This window comes from Streptomyces echinoruber, assembly GCF_014651135.1.
GTDB classification, from domain to species: domain Bacteria; phylum Actinomycetota; class Actinomycetes; order Streptomycetales; family Streptomycetaceae; genus Streptomyces; species Streptomyces echinoruber.
In genome coordinates this window covers 64,120-82,409 of the sequence record NZ_BMWH01000001.1, presented here as the reverse complement: position 1 = coordinate 82,409, position 18,290 = coordinate 64,120, and the positions used below count along the sequence as shown (strand labels likewise).

Sequence of the window (18,290 nt, the reverse complement as noted above, 5' to 3'; positions counted from 1 at the left end):
GCCCATGACCTGGGCGAGGACAAGCTCTGCGGTCACCTCGAGCCGGAAAGGAACCGGACGGGCTTCCTGGAGTTCTGCCGCCGCCCGCGCCGTTCTCCCCGGTCACGGCCAATCCGGCGGTGACCGGCCCGCGGCCGGCCGTGGGCCTCACACGTCCGCCGGCTTGCGGAACGCCCGCAGGGTGAACACCGGGTCGGGGCGCGGGCGGTCCTGGTCGGGCAGGGCCCGCAGGCGCTCGGCGAAGCCTTCGGAGAGCGGGTCGCCGGGCGGGAGGGTCACGAACCAGCCGCGCCGCAGGTCGGCGACGGTCCGGCGGGGGCTGCGGCCCTGCCCCTGGCCGCGGAAGCGGGCCTGCCCGGCCGGGACCAGGCCGAACTCGGCGGCGTACGACTGGACGGCCCGCGCCTCGTCCGTGGCCGCCCTGCGCGGCCGGGAGGCGAGGACCGCGTCGATGTCGCTGCCCACGTTGTGGGCGGCGGCCTTGTCGACGGTGGTGACGTACACCCCGCCGGGCGCCAGCACCCGGGCGCACTCGCCGACGACGGCACGCGCGTCCTGCGGGCGCTCGGCCAGGTGCAGCAGCCACACCGTGCTGACGGCGTCGAACCGGCCGTCCGCGAACGGCAGCCGGCGGGCGTCGGCGAGGACCACGGCGCCCGGCAGCCGGGCGGCGGCGCGCCGGGCCATCGCGTACGTCAGGTCGGCGCCGTACACCCGCAGCCCCTCGCGGGCGGCGGCCAGGCGCCGGGTGACGATGCCGGTGCCGCAGCCGGCGTCGAGCAGGCGGCGGGCGTGCGGCGGCACCAGGCCGAGGACGGCCTCGGCGGCGGCCGCGGCCCTGGGCTCGCCGCCACGCAGGTCGTCGTAGCGGTCGGCTTCCTTGCTGTAGTCCAGCACGCGGCCCCCCTGTCCCCCGGGTCCTTGCCGTGGGTGCGGCGGGCGGCGCTCAGCTCGCCCCGTGGCCGGGGGCGAGGTCCTCCACCCGGCGGGCCAGCTCCACGTCCTTGGCGGTGACGGCGCCGCCCGCGCTGTGCGTGTGCACGGCGAGGGAGACGGTGTGGTAGCCGAGGGTGAGGTCGGAGTGGTGGTTCAGCTCCTCCTGCACCTGGGCGACATGCACCACCATGGCCGTCGCCGCGAAGTGGGAGGCGAGCCGGTAGGTGCGGGTGAGGCGGCCCTCCTCCAGCGACCAGCCGGGCAGGTCCGCCAGCCGGTCCTCGATCTCCTGCTGCGACAGCGGTTCGACGGCCATGCCCGCGCTCCTTCCCCGCTTGCGGCTCGCGCCTCTCCTCGTACCGGTCCGGTCCAGCGTGCGCCGGTCCGGTCCAGCGTGCGCCGGTCCGGTTCAGCGTGCCACAGGAGCGGCGGCGCGGCGCCGGCCGGGACGGCGCCGGCGGCTCAGGTGCGCACGCTTTCGGCCGCCAGGTCGTCGGCCACGGAGGCGATCGTGTCGCGGCCCTCGACGCGCTCCAGCCACTCGTGCGGCAGGCCGTGGTCGCCCCAGCGGGCGCCCAGGATGGTGCCGCACACCGAGCCGGTGGAGTCGCTGTCCCCGGAGTGGTTGACGGCCGGCAGCAGGGCGTCGGTGACGCGGTCGGCGGCCAGGGCGCAGTAGACGCCGATGGCGAGGGCCTCCTCGGCGACCCAGCCGGCGCCGAGCCGCTCGACCTTCTCCGCGTCCGGCGCGCCCTCGGCGGCCAGGTCCAGGGCGCGCTGCAGGGCCGCGGTGGTCTCCTCGTGGCCGGGGTGCCGGGCCGGCAGCCGCTGAGTGCGCAGCACCGCGCCCTCGACGGACTCGCCGTCGACGAGGTGGGAGACGATGGCGGCCAGGGCGCCGGCCGCGTAGGAGCCGGTGGGGTGGCCGTGGGTCGTCCGGGCGCAGCGGGCGGCCAGGCCGAAGGCGTGCTCCACCGGGGCGAGCGCCGGCCCGAAGGGCGCCGAGCGCATCACCGCGCCGCAGCCCTTGGAGCCGGGGTTGACCGGCCCGGGCGGGCCGAGCTCGGCGGCCGGGTCGGGGACGAAGTCCCGGGCGAGCCCGGACAGGCAGGCGTTGCCGGGGGCGCCGCGGGCGTACAGCCACGGCTCGGTCACCAGGCGCCCGACGGGCCCCTCGTACTCCGGGGGCATCGGGGCGGCCGGGTCCGGGGCGGGCCGGCGCTGCGTCTCCAGCCAGCGTTGGTAGGCCCAGCGCACCAGGCGGGGCGCGGCGCCGCCGATGCCCTTGAGCCGCTCCCGCTCGTGGGCCTGCCGTACGGCCTCGGCCGTGAACAGGGTCATCTGCGTGTCGTCGCTGATCCGGCCGACCACGCCCGTGCCGTCCGGCACCGGACCGGTCACTCCGCGCGGGCCGTGCTCGGCGCGGATCCGGTCCAGGGAGTGGAACTCCACCGGACAGCCCAGGGCGTCACCGAGCGCGCCGCCGAGCAGGCAGCCGCGCACCCGGGCCCGGTGGACCGCCGCGGCCTGCCAGGACAGTTTCCGGTTCCACCGCGACCACGGCTCGTCCACGCGTCCCTCCCGCCTCTGCCGTCACTCGGCCCCCTTGTCCCGTGCGTCCCCGCGGCGGCGGCAGCCGGGTCGCCGCCGTCGCCGACGATCCGTCAGGATTCCCGCGGGACACGGGTGAAGCCGGAGGCGGGACATGGCAGACTGCCCCCAAACATCGGCGCACAGGGCGCGCAAGGGCGCACCAGGGGAGGCGTGGCGTGGAGCGGCGGGTCGCGCCCACCGTGGGCCAGGTGGTGCTGGGAAGACGCCTGCAGGAGTTGCGGGAGGCGGCCGGCCTCAGCCGCGAGCAGGCCGCGAAGGTGCTGCGCGTGACGTCCGCGACCGTGCGCCGCATGGAGACGGCCGACGTCGCGCTGCGGATCCCGTACGTGCAGGTGCTGCTGGAGGCCTACGGCGTCGTCCCCGACGAGGTGGGGACGTTCGTGCGGCTCGCCGAGGAGGCGAACCGGCCCGGCTGGTGGCAGCGGTACCACGACGTGCTGCCGGAGTGGTTCAGCCTGTACGTGAGCCTGGAGGGCGCCGCCCGGATCATCCGCTCCTACGAGCCGCACTTCGTGCCCGGGCTGCTGCAGACGGAGGCCTACGCGCGGGCCGTCCTGGAGGCCGGCACGGTCGGGCAGGGCGGGCCGGAGGCGATCGAGCGGCACGTGTCGCTGCGCATGGAGCGGCAGCGGCTGCTGGAGCGCCCCGATCCGCCGCACCTGTGGGTGATCATGGACGAGACGGTGCTGCGGCGGCCGGTGAGCATCCGCGGCGAGGTCATGCGCGACCAGTTGGACAAGCTGCTGGAGTACACGGAGCGGGACCGCGTCACCGTGCAGGTCGCCGAGTTCGCCGCCGGGCCGCACCCGGGGACGTACGCCCCCTTCACCCTGTTCCGGTTCGCCGAGCCGGAGCTGCCCGACCTGGTGTTCACCGAGTACCTCACCGGCGCTCTGTACCTCGACGCCCGGACCGAGGTCTCCGCCCATCTGGAGGTCCTGGACCACATGTCGGCCGGCGCGGCGTCGGCGGAGCGCACGAGGAGGCTGCTGCGGGAGTACCGGGACCGGTTCTGACCGGCCGACCGGTTCTGACCGGCCGACCGGTTCTGACCGGCGGGCCGGTTCTGATCGGCCGACCGGTTCTGAGCGGCCGGCGCCCCGCCGGGAGGCGGGTTCGGGGCCCGGGCCGCCGTCCGGTGCGTCCGGGCCGGCTCCGTACGGGCCCCGGCGTCGCGCGTGCCCGCGACCGTCAGGCGAGCTTCGCCGAGAGGGTGATGGTGGTGCCCTTCAAAGCCTGGCTGACGGGGCAGTTGGCCTTGGCGTCCTCGGCGGCGGCGACGAAGGCGTCGTTGTCGATGCCGGGGACGGTGCCCTCCACGGTGAGGTGGATGCCGGTGATGCCCTCGCCCGGCTGGAAGGTGACGTCGGCGGAGGTGACCAGCTTGGTGGGCGGGGTGCCGGCACCGGTGAGGGCGTGCGACAGCGCCATGGAGAAGCAGCTGGAGTGGGCGGCGGCGATCAGCTCCTCGGGACTGGTCTTCCCGCCGGGCTGCTCGGCGCGGGACGGCCACGACACCGGCTGCCGGCCGATGCCGGAGGAGTCGAAGGTGACGGTGCCGTTGCCCTCGAGCAGGTTGCCTTCCCAGACGGTGTGTGCGGTGCGCGTGGTTGCCACGTTGAGTCCTTTCGGCCTTCTGGAGTTCCAGCGGATTCCGGATTCCCGCCCTGGAAGGGGCGTTCCCGGGTTCCCCGGCACCATCCGATCACATCACGGTCCGCCGCACGCGGAACACCGGCCCCTATCCCGGTGAACGGCGGGGTCCCGGGCGCCGGTCGGGCGGGATCCCGGGCGGCCGGCGGGATTCCGGGCGGCCGGCGGGTTTCCGGGCGGCCGGTCAGGCGGCGTGCCGCCGCGGTGCGGCCGGCAGCGGCACCTGGGGCCCGCCGGCCTCGTCCAGCCAGCGCCGCAGCACCTTGTGGACCTGTTCGGCGCCGACGAGTTCCCCGCCCTCCGCCACCGGCGGGGAGCAGGCCAGCGGGGAGAGCAGGAACGGCCGGGCCTGCGCGCCGCCCAGTCCGCCGTGCGAGCCGATCTGCTCCTCGAAGGAGAGGACCTCGCCGTCGGCGGGGTCGTAGCAGGAGTTGACCATGATGTCGGCGGCGTGCGGGAAGGCGTGGGTGCGCCGTACGGCCGCCGCGGCCCCGGGGCCGAAGACCGCCAGCGGGCCGGGGTCCTCGTCGAGCCGGTCCAGGGGGATCTCGCTGCCGTGGGCGCCGAGCACCACCCCGCCGTGCTCCTCGCTGCGCACCAGCAGGAAGCCGATGCCGGGGTGGTGGGCGAGCGTGGGCAGCAGCGCCGGGTGACGGGCGTCGATCTCCTCCTTGGTCATGCGGTGGTGCACGTCCGGGAAGGAGATCAGGCCGAGGTTGCCGGAGGCCAGCACGATCGGCTCGGCGCGCCGCACCGGCGGGTGGTGCCGCCCGGCGTCCTCCTCGACGGGCCGGCGCAGTGCGGCGCGGACGGCGGCGCGGGCCTCGGCGCCGCTGTGCGTCCGCTCGGCCTTGCGCGGCACGGGCAGCCCGCAGCCGGCCCGCACCAGCTCGCCGAGGCTGAGGCCGTAGCGGGCGCGGAAGGTCTCGCCGGGGCTCTGCCCGTGGTCGGACAGGACGACGACGCGGTACGGGCGCGGGGCGTGCTCGGCGACCTTCTCGATGAGCGCCAGCGACCGGTCCAGGCGCTGCAGCACCTGCTCGGCGTCCCGGCTGCGCGGCCCGGAGTGGTGCGCCACCTCGTCGTAGGCGACGAGGTCGGCGTAGATCGCGGTGCGGCCGGCCAGCAGGTCGCCCATCACCGCGGCGACCACGACGTCCCGTTCGACGACGGTGGCGAAGGCGCGCACGAAGGGGTACAGGCCGCCGCGGCCGACGCGCGGGCGCTGCCGGCGCAGTCGGGCCCGGGTGGACTGGGTGATCTCGCGCGCCACCTCCGCGGTGAAGGACAGGGCGGTGCGCACGGCGTTGGCCGGGTCGGAGAAGTAGGCGAAGTAGCCGGCGCGGGAGCGGTGGCGGCGGTCGCGGCGCGCGGAGACGGACAGCACCAGCGCGTTCTCGTCGGCGCCGCCGCTGAACAGGTTGCCGCGGCTGGCGCCGTCCGCGGCGAGCAGCCCGTCGTGGCCGGCGCGGGCGGCGGCGCGCCGCTGCAGTTCGGCGGCGCTGGTCGGCCGGTTGCAGACCACGACCTCCCCGGTGTCCTTCTCGTACCAGCGGAAGGCGGGCACGTCCTCGTTGCTGCCGTGCAGGATGCCGAGCTGGCTGGCGCCGGTCTGGCTGGACCAGTCGGTGCGCCAGGGGTTGAGCCGGTGCGTGGCCTCCTCGCCCGGCCCGGTGCCCAGCCGGCGGGCGACGGTGGGCATCAGGCCCTTGCCGACGGCGTCCAGCAGCACGTCGTGGCCGACGCCGTCGAGCTGCACGAACACCGTGCCCGGGGTGGCCGGGCAGGCCGGCCGGGGTCTGCGGCGGCGGTCGGCGAGACGGTACAGGCGGCGCCGGTAGGCGTCGTCGTCCCGCACGGTCAGGGCGCCGCCGGTGGCGGAGGCGACGGCGGACATCACGGCGGCCACGATGACGGCGGTCTCCGGCGCGGCCTCGCTCTGCCCGGAGGGGTTGACGCGCAGGGCGAGCAGCAGCAGGGAGCCATTGAGGAAGAACACCAGCAGGCCCAGGACGAGCGCGGGCACGAGCAGCAGCAGCCGGACCAGCAGCGGCCACACCACGGCGGACAGCACGCCGAAGGCGCCGGCGCCGCACGCGGCGGTGACGGCGATGGTGGTGGCGCTGTCGCCGTCCGGGGACTGCAGCCGGAAGTCCGGCAGGAGCCCGGCGAGCACGAGCATGGTGAGCGTGGAGACCGCCCACACCGCGATGCTCCGCCCCACCTGCCGGGCGACCGGCCGCCACCGTCCTGCGCGCACGTCCCGTCCCCCTCGCACCCCTCGCGTCCCGGCCCGTCGTCGGTGTGGGCCCGCCTCCACCCTGACACACGTCCGACTTCGCCCGAACCGCACCCGGACGAGTGCCGGCCGTACGGCCCGTACGGCGCGGCGCCGGACGCCGCGACCGGGGCGGCGGGGATGGTGGCGCCGATGGTCGGCGGCCGTCGTCACCGGCGGCGGTGTGGTGGTGATGCCGGCGGTCAGCGGCCGTCGTAGCCGGCCGTGGGCATCGACAGCCGCCGGTGCACCCGGGCCTTCATCTGCGCGTCGTACGCCGGTTCGGCGCGGCCGACCGTCTCCACGCGCACCCCGCGCCGGGCGCACTCGGCGGTGAACTCCTCCACGTCGGCCAGCGCCGTCTCCAGCACCCGGCGGCTGGGGGCGACGAACACGTCCCGGCCGGGCCGCACGCCGTCCCACAGTACGCAGTGGTCGGGGCGCAGCCGGCGGACGAGGAGCTCGCGGACGACGACGTAGCCGTGCTCGGCCGCCCAGCGCGCGCACATGGCGTGCTGGCTGCGGGAGTCCACGAGGAAGGGGTCGCTGTCGAGTTCCTCCAGCGGCGTCAGACTGGCGATCGCCGTGACCCGGACCGATGCCGTGCCGGCCCCGGGGCCGGCGGCACTTCGCGCTTCGCCCATGGCCTCCCCCACCTGTCACCTTTGTCCCCGGTGTTTTCGCCGCCGACCCTACTCCTGCCCGTAGGCTCTTCGGGAGGCGCGCGAAGGAGGCGAAGAAGGTGCCGGTGGAGGTCACCTGGTGGGGTCACGCCACCTGCACGGTCGAGGACTCGGGCATCCGCGTCCTCACCGATCCCCTGTGCGCGCGCCGGCTCGCGCACCTGCGCCGCCGGCGCGGCGCGCTCCCCCCGCCCGGCGCGCTCCGCGCGGACGTGGTGCTCGTCTCCCACTTGCACGCCGACCACCTGCACCTGCCGTCGCTGGCGCGCCTCGCGCCGGGCACGCGCCTGCTGGTGCCCCGGGGCGCGCCCCGGGCGGTGCCGGGGCTGCGGCGGCTGACGCACCTGCGCGTCACGGAGGTGGCGGCCGGGGACACGACGGCGGTCGACGGGCTGTCCGTGCGGGCGGTGCCCGCGCGCCACGACGGGCGGCGGCTGCCCGTCGGGCCGCGCCGCTGCCCCGCCCTGGGGTACGTCGTCGAGGGCGAGGCGCGGACGTATTTCGCCGGGGACACCGGCCTGTTCGACGGCATGGCGGAGGCGGTCGGACCGGTGGACGTGGCGCTGCTGCCGGTGGGCGGCTGGGGGCCCTTTCTCGGCGAGGGGCACCTGGACGCGGCCCGGGCGGCGCACGCGGCGGCCCGGCTGGCGCCGCGCAGCGCCGTGCCGGTGCACTACGGCACGTACTGGCCGATCGGGATGGACGCCGTGCGCCCGCACGAGTTCCACGCGCCCGGCGACGAGTTCGCGCGCCTGGCCGCGCGGCACGCGCCCGGGGTGACGGTGCACCGGCTCGGGCACGGGGAGAGCGTGCGGCTGGAGGTCGCCCGGTGAGCTGGCTGGCCGCCGCCGTGACGTCGGGCGTGCCGCCGGAGTCCACCCAGCAGGCGCTCGGCTTTCCGTCGCTGTTCCTGCTGGTGTTCCTCGGGGCGCTGGTGCCGGTGGTGCCGACCGGGGCGCTGGTGAGTTCGGCGGCCGTGGTCGCCTTCCACCAGACGGCGCCGTTCTCGCTGGCGCTGGTGTTCGTCACCGCGTCCCTGGCCGCCTTCGCCGGGGACGCGGCGCTGTACTGGCTGGGCCGCCGGGGGATGAAGTCCAGGAACGGCTCGCGCCGGCTGGAGGCCCTGCGGGCGCGGGCCCCGGAGGACCGGCTGGCGCAGGCGCAGGGGAAACTCGCCGAGCACGACATAGCCGTCCTGGTCCTCTCCCGCCTGGTGCCGGCCGGCCGCATCCCCGTCATGCTGGCCTGCCTGCTCGCCGAGTGGCCCCTGCGCCGCTTCTCCCGCGGCAACCTCCCCGCCTGCCTCGCCTGGGCCGTCACCTACCAGCTCATCGGCATCCTCGGCGGCTCCCTCTTCCCCGAGCCCTGGGAGGGCGTCGTCGCCGCCGTCGCCCTGACCCTCCTGATCAGCGCGGCACCGGGCGTGTGGCGGCGGGTCAGGGGGGCCTCGGCGGCGCAGCGGTCGCAGCGCCCGGGGTGAGCGGGACGACGGCGGGCTACTCCAGTATCCGCGACGCCCCCACCGGCAGGTCCCACAGGTCCTCCCGGGGCAGGCCCGCCTTCTCCCAGGCGGCGCGGACGCGCAGGAGGGGTTCGAGGACCGGCTCCGCGGAGAGGACGAAGGTGGCCCAGTGCATGGGGGCCATGCGGCGGGCACCGAGGTCCTGGGCGGCCTGGACCGCCTCCTCGGGGTCGCAGTGGACGTCGCGGAGCCACCAGCGGGGGTCGTAGGCGCCGATGGGCAGCAGGGCCAGGTCGATGCCGGGGTAGCGCCGGCCGATCTGGGAGAACCAGTGGCCGTAGCCGGTGTCGCCGGCGAAGTAGACGCGCTGCCCGTCGGGCGCGGTGAGCACCCAACCGCCCCATAGGGTGCGGCAGGTGTCGGTGAGGGTGCGCTTGGACCAGTGGTGGGCCGGGACGAAGTCGAAGCGGACGGCCGCCCGTCGCCCGCCACCGCCCTCGACCGGGGCGCCCGCGACGCTCCCCGGACTCAGTTCGGCCGCCTCCCACCAGTCGAGTTCGGTGACGCGGGTGAACCGGCGCCGCCGGAACCAGCGTCCGAGGCCGGCCGGCACGAACACCGGGGTGTCGCGCGGGAGTCGGCGCAGGGTGGGGGCGTCCAGGTGGTCGTAGTGGTTGTGGCTGATGACGACCGCGTCGACGGGCGGCAGCGCCTCCCAGGGCACGCCCACGGGCGTGATGCGGGCCGGGGTGCCGAGGATGCGGCGGGACCAGACCGGGTCGGTCAGGACGGTCAGGCCGCCGATCTGCACCACCCAACTGGCGTGTCCCGCCCAGGTGACGGCGACGGTGCGGGCGTCGACGCGGGGCAGCGGACCGGGCGCGCAGGGCAGCCGGGGAATGTCGGCCAGCCCCTCCTTGCCGGGCCGCAGGGACCCCTCGCGGACGAAGCGGGCGTACGCCTTCGCCCCCGGCAGCGGTGCGGTCAGCCGGTCGTGGAAGGTGCGGGGCCATATGCGCCGCTCCCCCAGGGGGCGGGGCTCGGCGAGCGGCGGGAGCGGCGAGACGGAGGTGAGGGCTGACGGGGCTGACGGGGCTGACGAGGCTGATGGGAGTGACGGGGCTGACGAGGAGGCCGGGTCGTCGGCTTCCGGGAGGATGGTGGGCGTGGTCGGCTCGGACTGCTGCGTCATCGAGGAGGCTCCCATCGCTGAGCGTCGTCGCAAAGGTCGTCGAAGACCGACTTCACCCGGTTCAACGCGCGTTGCACCTGAGGCTGTTCCCACAGCGCGGGTGAATCGGGGTGCCGGGCGCGTTCCCCGTCCCCGGCGCCCAGCAGGGGACCGGTGGACAGGCGGACGCGCGGGGCGGCGAGGTCGTCGCCGAAGCGGTGCCCGCCCGGCGCGGGCATGCCCAGCCGGGCGGTGAGGAAGTCCTCCAGTTCCTGCGCGTCGCCGACCGAGCGTCTCTCCAGCGCGCCGCGCAGCGGTTCCAGGTCGGCGTACAGGTGGCGGCCCGCCTGCGGGGGGCGGGCCAGTGCGCCGGCGGCCACGACGGCGCCGTGCAGGGCGGCGGCCAGGTGCGCGTGCAGCCGTACGGAGGTCTCCCGGCGCGCGGTGACGGGCGCGGGGTCGCCCAGCGCGTAGGCGGCCGCGGCGGCGACCGGTGCGGCGACGCGCGCGTCGAGCGCGGTGAGCACGTCCAGCACGCGCGCGTGCAGGTCGCCGCCGGCGGCATCGTCCGGGAAGCGGGCGACGGCGGCGGGCCAGCCGCCGGGCAGCAGCGCGCCGGCCAGGTCGGTGACGACGACGACCCGCTCGGGCAGCATCTCGGCCGGGCCGAGCAGCACCGTCTCGTGCGGTGCGTGCACCGTGTCGCGCCAGGTCTCGTCGCTGACCAGGAGCAGCCCCTCCGCGGCGGCGGCCTCGACGGTCTCGTGCACCACCTCGGGCGGCGCCACGGTGGCGGTGGGGTCGTCGGCGACGGCGAGCACGAGCAGCCGGGGGTCGCCGCCCTCGGCGCGGACCCGGCGCACGGTCTCCAGCAGGGCGTACGGGTCGGGGACCCCGCCGCACTCGGCGGGCGTCGCCACGTGGAAGACGGGCCGGCCCAGCAGCCGCGCGTACGGCGCCCACCAGGCCGCGCACGGGCGGGGCACCAGGACGTCACCGCCCACCGCGGCGGTCAGGGCGAGCAGCAGGGGCGGCGCGCCGGGCGCGGCGGCCACCCGGGCGGGTCCGGTGGGAAGGGCACGGCGGGCGAAGTGGCCGCACGCGGCCTCGCGCAGCGCCGGGCCGCCGCCGACGGGCTCCGCGGCCCGCCCGGCGGCCGCGGCGAGCACGTCGGTCAGTTCCGGCAGCGGCGGCAGGCCGTCGTCCGGCAGGGAGGGCCCGTAGCGGACGGGGCCGTGTCCCTCCGGCTCCGGATCCGTCCGCATGTCCAACCTCCGTGTGCTCCGGCCGCGTCGTGTCGTCGTCGGCCGTGCTGTCGGTGTGGTACCGGTGGGTAGTGGTACCGGTGCCGCGCGTGCTGCGGTTGCGGCCGTGTGGGACCACGTACCCCGCCCACCGCCTCCTCATGGCCACTCGGTCGGGTTTGCCCGGGTCACAGGGAGCTGACGCGGGGCGCGGGCGCGGCCGCCCTCACTCCGCGCCGCGCGTGCGCCGTCGGCGCCCCGCGGTGCAGCGGTACCCGGCGCCCGCGGCCGCGCCGGCCACCAGCAGCCCGCCGGCCACCAGCGCCGGGACCGACGCGGTGAACGCGCCGCCCGCTCCGGCCCGTACGCCGTGCCCGACCGCCGGGACACCGCCGCAGGAGTCGTCGGGAAGGCCGGAGGCGTGGGTGTGGGTCTGGGTCTGGGTCTGGGTCTGGGTCTGGGCTTGGGTTTGAGGCTGGGGCTGGATCTGGGTCTGGGTCTGGGAGGCAGGGGAACCGGGGTCCTGGGGTTCCGCATTGCGGGAGTCGACGCCGGGGACGCCGGGACCGGGAGAGTCGGAGCCGTGGGGGTTGATGCCGGGGGAATCGGGACCGAGGGAATCGGAGCCGTAGGGGTCGGCACCGGGGGAATCGGCGCCGTGGGTCCGGCCGTTGTGGGAGCCGTCGCGGGAGCCGGTGCCGTCGCGGGAACCGGTGCCGTCGGGCCCGACGGTCCCGCAGTCGGGCCGCTCACCGGTGCTCTGGGTGCCGCCCTGCCCGCCGCTGTGCCAGCCGCCCTGCCCGTCGTCGTGCCCGTCCTCCTGACCGGTGCCGTCCTGCCCGCCCGGTCCGCCCAGTCCACCCTGTCCGCGCTGTACCCGGAACTCGGCGCGCCACGTCTTCCCCTGCCCGCCGGCCGGGGCCGGGCAGGTGCCGTCCACCGTCCAGGAGGTGTCCGGGCCGAGGCCCTCGACGTCCTCCTCCAGGTCCTCGGCGGGGGCGACACGGGCGGTGCCGCGATAGGCGATCGCGGCGGCGCGGTCGTCGTCGCCGGGCACCCGCCGGAGCCGGACGGTGCCGTCGTCGAAGGCTGGCGACGTCGCCTCCAGGGTGTCGGGCACAACGCTGCCGCCCGGGTCGCAGGACACGGAGACGGTGACGGTGCCGCCGGGTGGCACGGACTGCGGGCCGACCCCCGCGGACGGCTCCGCCCGGGCCGCGGTGCCGGCGGCGGACAGGGCGGCACCGGCCAGGACGGCGACGGACAGGGCACGGGCGGTGCGGCGCATGGGGCGGGCTCCTTCGACCGGCGGCGGCACGGCGGTCGTGCCGCCTACCGGCCATGAGAGCCCGCGCCGGGCAGCGACGCGCGCGGCTGCACGCGTTCAGCGGGAGCACATCACACGTGCGGGTGACGCGAGGAAGGGCGGCACCGGGGCCCCGTCCCGTCGCGCTCGAGGAGGACAGGCGGGCAGGAGGACAGGCGGGCAGACGGTGGAGCCGGCCGATGTGCCCGGCGCCGGACGAAGCGCGTCACCTGTGGGTCCGCGGGTCCGAGCGCATGGCCGCTGTCCGGCCACCGTGACGACACGCGTGAGGGCACGTTGTCCGGACGGCGGAGCCTCCGGTCTGTCTGTGCGAACTTTGTGAACGGCTTGTCCTGGCAGACCGCCGGTTCCACCGGGGCTCCGCTCCTCACGTCCGGCGAAACCGCAGCTTACGCCCCCTGGACACCCCCGCCCGAGCCATGACTTCACGGCCTTCGGCTAGCGCAGCACCTGCTCGCGCAGCCGGTCGCAGCACCGGCTGATCAGCCGCGACACGTGCATCTGCGAGATGCCGAGCTGCTCGGCGATCCGGCTCTGCGTCATGCCCCCGAAGAACCGCAGGTACAGGATCGTCCGTTCCCGTTCCGGCAGTTCCGCCAGCCGCGGCTTGACCGCCTCGCGGTCGACGACGGTGTCCAGCGCCGGGTCGGGGGCGCCCAGCGAGTCGCCCAGCGAGTAGCCGTCGTCGCTGCCGGGCAGTTCCGCGTCGAGCGACAGCGCGGAGAAGCTCTCCAGCGCCTCCAGGCCGGCCCGGACCTCCTCCTCGGTCATCCCGGCGTGCTCGGCGATCTCCGTGACGCCGGGCCGGTGGCCGACGGTGGTGGACAGCTCCTGGCAGGCGACGCGGACGCGGTTGCGCAGTTCCTGGACGCGGCGCGGCACGTGCAGGGTCCACAGGTGGTCGCGGAAGTGGCGCTTGATCTCACCGGTGACGGTGGGGACGGCGTAGCTCTCGAAGGCGTTGCCGCGCTCGGGGTCGTAGCGGTCGACGGCCTTGACGAGGCCGAGCGCGGCAACCTGGCGCAGGTCCTCGAAGCTCTCGCCGCGGCTGCGGAAGCGGCCGGCGATGCGCTCGGCCATGGGCAGCCAGGCTTCCACGATCCCCGCGCGCACCGCGTCGTGCTCGGGGCCGGGCGGGAGGGCGGCGAGCCTGCGGAAGGCGTCCTCCGTGTCGGGTGCGTCGTCGTGCGGGTGCCTGGTGGTGGCCTGCTTCGTGCGGGCTGTGCGGGCTGTGCGGGCTGGGGTTCGCATGGTGCGTCGCAGCTCCCTCGGCGTGCTCGGGGATGGACGGTCACCGCGGGAGCGCGGTCGCGATCCGGGCGTCACGGTTGCGGGCGTCACGGCTGTGGGCGGATGCGCCCTCGCGACGCGTCCGCCGCCCCCACGGGCGTGCCTCCGGTCCGAAGCACTGGTCCGGGTGCGCCTGCCCGGGGCCCGCGGCCCCAAACGCCCGTGACCGTCACAGTTCCCCACGCCTGCGGTCACCGCACGTCACGGGGCCCGCGGGCCGGAAAACGCCGGGGAACACCGGCGGACGCCGGGGAGCACGGCCGCCGGAAGAGCCGCCGGAAGAGCCGCCGGAACGGCCGTCCGACCCCGCGCCCGGACCGGCCCCGGGCCCTCCGGAACCTCCCGCCTCCGCCCGGGCGACCGCCGGGCGCCCCAGGTTTTCCGGCAGCGCACCGGGTCACTCGTCACCTGCTGCCCGTGCGTGTCCGCACGTGTGCCTTCACCAGGTTCGGAAGCGAGTCCGGGAGGTCCCTGCACATGAGCACCAAGGTCGCCGACCACGTCCTGCAACGGCTGCGCGAGTGGGGGGTCGAGTACGTCTTCGGCTACCCCGGCGACGGCATCAACGGCCTCCTCGCGGCCTGGGGGCGTGCGGAGGACCAGCCGAAGTTCATTCAGGCACGGCACGAGGAGATGGCCGCGTTCGAGGCGGTCGGCTACGCCAAGTTCAGCGGCCGGCTGGGCGTGTGCACGGCGACCTCGGGGCCCGGTGCGATCCACCTTCTCAACGGGCTGTACGACGCCAAGCTCGACCACGTGCCGGTGCTGGCGGTCGTCGGCCAGACGCACCGGACCGCGATGGGCGGCTCCTACCAGCAGGAGGTCGACCTGCACACGCTGTTCAAGGACGTCGCCTCCGACTTCGTGGAGACGGTGACGGTCCCCGAGCAGCTTCCGAACGTGCTGGACCGGGCCGTCCGCACCGCGTACGCGCGGCGCTGCCCGACGGCGGTCATCATCCCCGGCGACGTGCAGGAGCTGGACTACTCGCCGCCCACGCACGAGTTCAAGATGGTGCCCTCCAGCCTGGACCGCAGCGCCTGGACCGCGGTTCCGTCGGAGGAGTCGCTGCAGCGGGCCGCGGAGATCCTCAACGCCGGTGAGAAGGTGGCGATCCTGGTCGGCCAGGGCGCCGCCGGGGCGCGCGCCGAGGTGGAGCGGATCGCCGAGCTGCTGGGCGCCGGCGTGGCCAAGGCGCTGCTCGGCAAGGACGTCCTCAGCGACGAACTGCCGTACGTCACCGGCTCGATCGGCCTGCTGGGCACGCGCCCGAGCTACGAGCTGATGCGGGACTGCGACACGCTGCTGACGATCGGCTCGTCCTTCCCGTACACGCAGTTCCTGCCGGAGTTCGGCAAGGCGCGGGCGGTGCAGATCGACATCGACCCGCACATGGTCGGCATGCGCTACCCGTACGAGGTGAACCTCGTCGGCGACGCCAGGGCGACGCTGGAGCGGCTGATCCCGCTGCTGAACACCGACCGCGGCCGGGACTGGTACGAGACGGTCTGCGCGAACGTGCGGCGCTGGCACGAGGTGATGGAGCGGCGGGCGGCCGTCGCGGCCGACCCCATCAACCCGGAGTACGTCACCCGCACCTTGGACCCGCTGCTGCCGGACGACGCGATCGTCACCTCCGACTCGGGCTCGACGGCGAACTGGTACGCGCGGCACCTGACGATGCGGCCCGGTATGCGCGCGTCGCTGTCCGGCACGCTGGCGACGATGGGCTGCGGGGTGCCGTACGCGATCGGCGCGAAGTTCGCGCACCCGGACCGGCCCGCGATCGCGCTGGTCGGTGACGGCGCGATGCAGATGAACGGGCTCGCCGAGATGATCACGGCGGCGAAGTACCGCGACCGGTGGGAGGACCCGCGCCTGGTCGTGGCCGTCTTCAACAACCAGGACCTCAACCAGGTGACGTGGGAGCTGCGCGCCATGGGCGGCTCGCCGTCCTTCGAGGCCTCGCAGTCCCTGCCGGACGTGCAGTACGCGGCGTTCGCCCGCTCCCTGGGCCTGACCGGGGTGCGCGTGGAGAAGCCCGAGGACGTCGAGGCGGCCTGGCGGGCCGGTCTGGAGGCGGACGGCCCGGCGGTGATCGAGTTCCTCACCGACCCGTCCGTGCCGCCGATCCCGCCGCACGCCACCTGGGAGCAGATGGAGGCGACGGCCGCCGCGCTCCTCAAGGGCGACCCGGAAGGCGGCCACCTGGCCAAGCAGGGTCTGAAGGCGAAGATGCAGGAGTTCCTGCCGGGCCGCGGCCGGAAGTAGCGGCGGCGCCGGGCAGGAGGGGACGTCGTACGGCCCCCGCGCGTCCCGGCGGCGGGCGTGTCGCCGCCGCGGCGCCGGGTACGCGGCAGGCCCGTCCCCCAGAACGATCCGGAGGGAAGCAATGCAGCGAGGCAGCGACCGGCTGAGCGTCCACCGCGACGACGAGATGAAGCACGAACTGCAGGGGCTGCTCCGCTCCGGGCACCCCACCCGCACCGAGGAGTGGCACGACCCGGAGCCCGGCGCGGAGGACGACCCGCAGCTCACCGACGTGCGCGGGGCCGCTCCCGGTTCCCTGGAGGCGGTGCGCCTGGACCTGGCCCGCGTCCTCGGGCGCAGCGCGTTCCCGGCGGACCGGGACCACCTGGTGCGGGCCCTGCGCCGCGGCAACGCGCCGGACGCCCTCGTCGAGCGGCTGGAGCGCCTGCCGCGCCGCGCCCGGTACGGGAACGTGCAGGAGCTGGCCGAGGCGCTGACCGGTGAGGCCGACGGCGGGAACGCGTAGCCGCGCGACCGTCCGCCCCCCCCACACACACAACACCCCCCACAACCAGCCCACCACACCCCCCACAACCAGGAAGGGCCGGCACATACAGATGGCTGAACTCGTCAGGGAAGTCATGACTCCGGGCGTGGCCGCGGTCCGCCCGGACGCCTCGCTCGTGGAGGCGGCACGGCTGATGCGCACCCAGGACATCGGGGACGTCCTGGTCGCGGACGACGACAGCGTCGTCGGCGTGCTCACCGACCGGGACATCACGGTGCGCGCGGTCGCCGAGGGACTGGACCCGCAGGAGGTGAGCGTCAAGGCGGTGTGCACCCCGCAGCCGGTGGCGGTCGGACCGCACGACAGGGTGACGGAGGCGGCGGCGCTGATGCGGGAACACGCCGTGCGCCGGCTGCCGGTCGTCGAGGACGGCCTGCCCGTCGGCATGGTCGGCCTCGGCGACCTGGCCGTGGCGCAGGAGCCGCGGTCGGCGCCGGCCGACATCAGCCGGTCGGAGCCGGCCGGCGGCCCCGGCGGCGGGGCGGACGCGTGAGCCGCGCCCGGGCCGCCGAGTCGGCGGTGCGCGGCGGCGACACCGCCGACGTCGGCGACGCCACGATCCGCTACCTGCTGTACGGGCTGCTGCCGGGCTGGTTCGTGCCGGGGCTCGCCGACTGGGCGATGCACCGGCGCACCCGCATCGAGGACACGGCGGGAACGAAGGAGTCCCTGATCCACTCCCTGATGATGGCCGAGGTGGGCCTGCCCATCGCGCTGACCCTGCGCTACGAGGTCAACCCGCTGCTGCCGGCGGTGCGGCTGGGCGGCGCCGCGGTGCACGAGGCGACCGCGCTGTGGGACGTGCGCACGGCGGTGGAGAGCGACCGCGAGGTCAAGCCGCTGGAGCAGCACATCCACAGCTTCCTGGAGTCGCTGCCGTTCGCCGCGCCGGCCTCGCTGATGTGCCTGCACGCCGACCAGGTCAGGTCCCTGGTGCGCGGGGGCCGGGGCGATGCGGACGCGTGGCGGCTGGTGCCGCGCCGGCGCCCGCTGCCGCGCGGCTGTCTCGCGGGCGTCGCCACCGCGATCGGCGCCTGCGTGCTCCTGCCGTACGGCGAGGAGCTGGTGCGCTGCCTGCGGGCGGCGCGAGCGAGGAAGAAGCGGTCCGGGGGTGACGCGACCCGCCGGGCCGCGCGGAAAGGACGGTGAACCTGTCATGCGTATCGCGTTTCTGGCCGCTCCCGAGGGCGTCGAGCAGATCGAGCTGACCGACCCCTGGCAGGCGGTGAAGGACGCCGGCCACGATCCGGTGCTGGTGTCGACGAAGCCCGGCGAGATCCAGGCGTTCCACCACCTGGACAAGGCGGACACCTTCCGCGTGGACGAGGTGGTCGGCGAGACCTCGGCCGACTCCTTCGACGCGCTGGTGCTGCCGGGCGGCGTGGCCAATCCGGACTTCCTGCGGATGGACGACAGGGCCGTGGCGTTCGTGAAGTCCTTCTTCGAGCGGGGGCGCCCGGTGGCCGCGATCTGCCACGCCCCGTGGACCCTGGTCGAGGCCGACGTGGTGCGCGGCCGGGTGCTGACGAGCTGGCCGAGTCTGCGGACGGACATCCGCAACGCGGGCGGCACCTGGGTCGACGAGCAGGTCAAGGTCTGCGACCACGGCCCGAACAAGCTGGTCACCAGCCGCAAACCGGACGATGTGAAGGCGTTCTGCGAGGCGTTCCTCGACGTGTTCGCCGAGCAGGCCGCCTGACGCGCCGGCCGGGTGCCGGGCGGACCGCCCGGCACCCGGCACGGGCCGTTCCGTGCCCACCGGGCCGTTATGCGCCCACCGGGCCGGCCGGCGCCCGACGCGCCGGCGCCCGCCG

At 75.8% G+C, this 18,290-nt stretch carries 18 protein-coding genes; 8 read left to right on the top strand and 10 right to left on the bottom strand.

What is annotated here, in order from left to right:
• Positions 1–147: 147 nt before the first annotated feature.
• The 3 genes from IE225_RS00400 to IE225_RS00390 all read right to left on the bottom strand — a co-directional run bounded on the left by IE225_RS00400 (position 148) and on the right by IE225_RS00390 (position 2,508).
• On the bottom strand, positions 148–897 hold the full coding sequence (locus IE225_RS00400) for a class I SAM-dependent methyltransferase (RefSeq protein ID WP_190055219.1): 750 nt from the start codon (positions 895–897) through the stop codon (positions 148–150).
• 49 nt (positions 898–946) lie between these two features.
• The gene (locus IE225_RS00395) at positions 947–1,252 is read right to left on the bottom strand and encodes a 4a-hydroxytetrahydrobiopterin dehydratase (RefSeq protein WP_190055218.1); all 306 of its coding nucleotides are present in this window, start codon (positions 1,250–1,252) and stop codon (positions 947–949) included.
• A 146-nt stretch (positions 1,253–1,398) separates the two neighbouring features.
• Entirely contained in the window at positions 1,399–2,508 is a 1,110-nt protein-coding gene (locus tag IE225_RS00390; protein ID WP_229879092.1) for an ADP-ribosylglycohydrolase family protein, read from the bottom strand.
• A gap of 197 nt (positions 2,509–2,705) precedes the next feature.
• Between IE225_RS00390 and IE225_RS00385 the strand changes: the two genes are divergently transcribed.
• Positions 2,706–3,566, top strand: a complete 861-nt coding sequence (locus IE225_RS00385; protein WP_190055217.1) for a Sco1979 family transcriptional regulator — start codon at positions 2,706–2,708, stop codon at positions 3,564–3,566.
• A gap of 175 nt (positions 3,567–3,741) precedes the next feature.
• Here IE225_RS00385 and IE225_RS00380 read toward each other — a convergent pair whose 3' ends face one another.
• The 3 genes from IE225_RS00380 to IE225_RS00370 form a co-directional block, all read right to left on the bottom strand.
• Entirely contained in the window at positions 3,742–4,167 is a 426-nt protein-coding gene (locus tag IE225_RS00380) for an OsmC family protein (RefSeq protein ID WP_190055216.1), read from the bottom strand.
• A gap of 220 nt (positions 4,168–4,387) precedes the next feature.
• Complete coding sequence (locus IE225_RS00375) at positions 4,388–6,463, bottom strand: phage holin family protein (RefSeq protein WP_190055215.1); 2,076 nt, start codon at positions 6,461–6,463, stop codon at positions 4,388–4,390.
• 221 nt (positions 6,464–6,684) lie between these two features.
• The gene (locus IE225_RS00370) at positions 6,685–7,125 is read right to left on the bottom strand and encodes a hypothetical protein (RefSeq protein ID WP_190055214.1); all 441 of its coding nucleotides are present in this window, start codon (positions 7,123–7,125) and stop codon (positions 6,685–6,687) included.
• Positions 7,126–7,223: 98 nt separating this feature from the next.
• On the opposite strand from IE225_RS00370, the gene IE225_RS00365 reads away from it, so the two are divergent.
• Positions 7,224–7,997 carry an MBL fold metallo-hydrolase gene (locus tag IE225_RS00365; protein WP_190055213.1) on the top strand — a complete coding sequence of 258 codons (774 nt, stop codon included), beginning with the start codon at positions 7,224–7,226 and terminating at the stop codon, positions 7,995–7,997.
• Positions 7,994–8,644 carry a DedA family protein gene (locus tag IE225_RS00360; RefSeq protein ID WP_190055212.1) on the top strand — a complete coding sequence of 217 codons (651 nt, stop codon included), beginning with the start codon at positions 7,994–7,996 and terminating at the stop codon, positions 8,642–8,644. Before IE225_RS00365 ends, IE225_RS00360 begins: the two co-directional genes overlap by 4 nt.
• Before the next feature lie 16 nt (positions 8,645–8,660).
• On the opposite strand, the gene IE225_RS00355 is transcribed toward IE225_RS00360, so the two are convergent.
• The 4 genes from IE225_RS00355 to IE225_RS00340 form a co-directional block, all read right to left on the bottom strand.
• Complete coding sequence (locus IE225_RS00355) at positions 8,661–9,818, bottom strand: MBL fold metallo-hydrolase (RefSeq protein WP_190055211.1); 1,158 nt, start codon at positions 9,816–9,818, stop codon at positions 8,661–8,663.
• Entirely contained in the window at positions 9,815–11,062 is a 1,248-nt protein-coding gene (locus IE225_RS00350) for an aminotransferase class I/II-fold pyridoxal phosphate-dependent enzyme (protein WP_190055210.1), read from the bottom strand. Before IE225_RS00350 ends, IE225_RS00355 begins: the two co-directional genes overlap by 4 nt.
• Positions 11,063–11,267: 205 nt before the next feature.
• Positions 11,268–12,329, bottom strand: coding sequence for a hypothetical protein (locus tag IE225_RS00345; RefSeq protein WP_190055708.1), 1,062 nt, complete (start codon positions 12,327–12,329; stop codon positions 11,268–11,270).
• A gap of 477 nt (positions 12,330–12,806) precedes the next feature.
• Positions 12,807–13,619 (bottom strand): RNA polymerase sigma factor SigF, encoded by an 813-nt coding sequence (locus IE225_RS00340; RefSeq protein ID WP_190055209.1) that lies wholly within the window; start codon positions 13,617–13,619, stop codon positions 12,807–12,809.
• 516 nt (positions 13,620–14,135) lie between these two features.
• On the opposite strand from IE225_RS00340, the gene IE225_RS00335 reads away from it, so the two are divergent.
• The 5 genes from IE225_RS00335 (at position 14,136) to IE225_RS00315 (ending at position 18,175) form a co-directional block, all read left to right on the top strand.
• Positions 14,136–15,929, top strand: coding sequence for a thiamine pyrophosphate-requiring protein (locus IE225_RS00335; RefSeq protein ID WP_190055208.1), 1,794 nt, complete (start codon positions 14,136–14,138; stop codon positions 15,927–15,929).
• A 121-nt stretch (positions 15,930–16,050) separates the two neighbouring features.
• On the top strand, positions 16,051–16,434 hold the full coding sequence (locus IE225_RS00330) for a DUF2795 domain-containing protein (protein WP_190055207.1): 384 nt from the start codon (positions 16,051–16,053) through the stop codon (positions 16,432–16,434).
• Positions 16,435–16,525: 91 nt separating this feature from the next.
• Positions 16,526–16,969 (top strand): CBS domain-containing protein, encoded by a 444-nt coding sequence (locus tag IE225_RS00325; RefSeq protein WP_190055206.1) that lies wholly within the window; start codon positions 16,526–16,528, stop codon positions 16,967–16,969.
• Entirely contained in the window at positions 16,966–17,625 is a 660-nt protein-coding gene (locus IE225_RS00320) for a diguanylate cyclase (RefSeq protein ID WP_229879091.1), read from the top strand. The genes IE225_RS00325 and IE225_RS00320 overlap by 4 nt, the downstream gene beginning before the upstream one ends.
• 7 nt (positions 17,626–17,632) lie before the next feature.
• On the top strand, positions 17,633–18,175 hold the full coding sequence (locus IE225_RS00315; protein WP_190055205.1) for a type 1 glutamine amidotransferase domain-containing protein: 543 nt from the start codon (positions 17,633–17,635) through the stop codon (positions 18,173–18,175).
• The last annotated feature ends 115 nt before the right edge of the window (positions 18,176–18,290 follow it).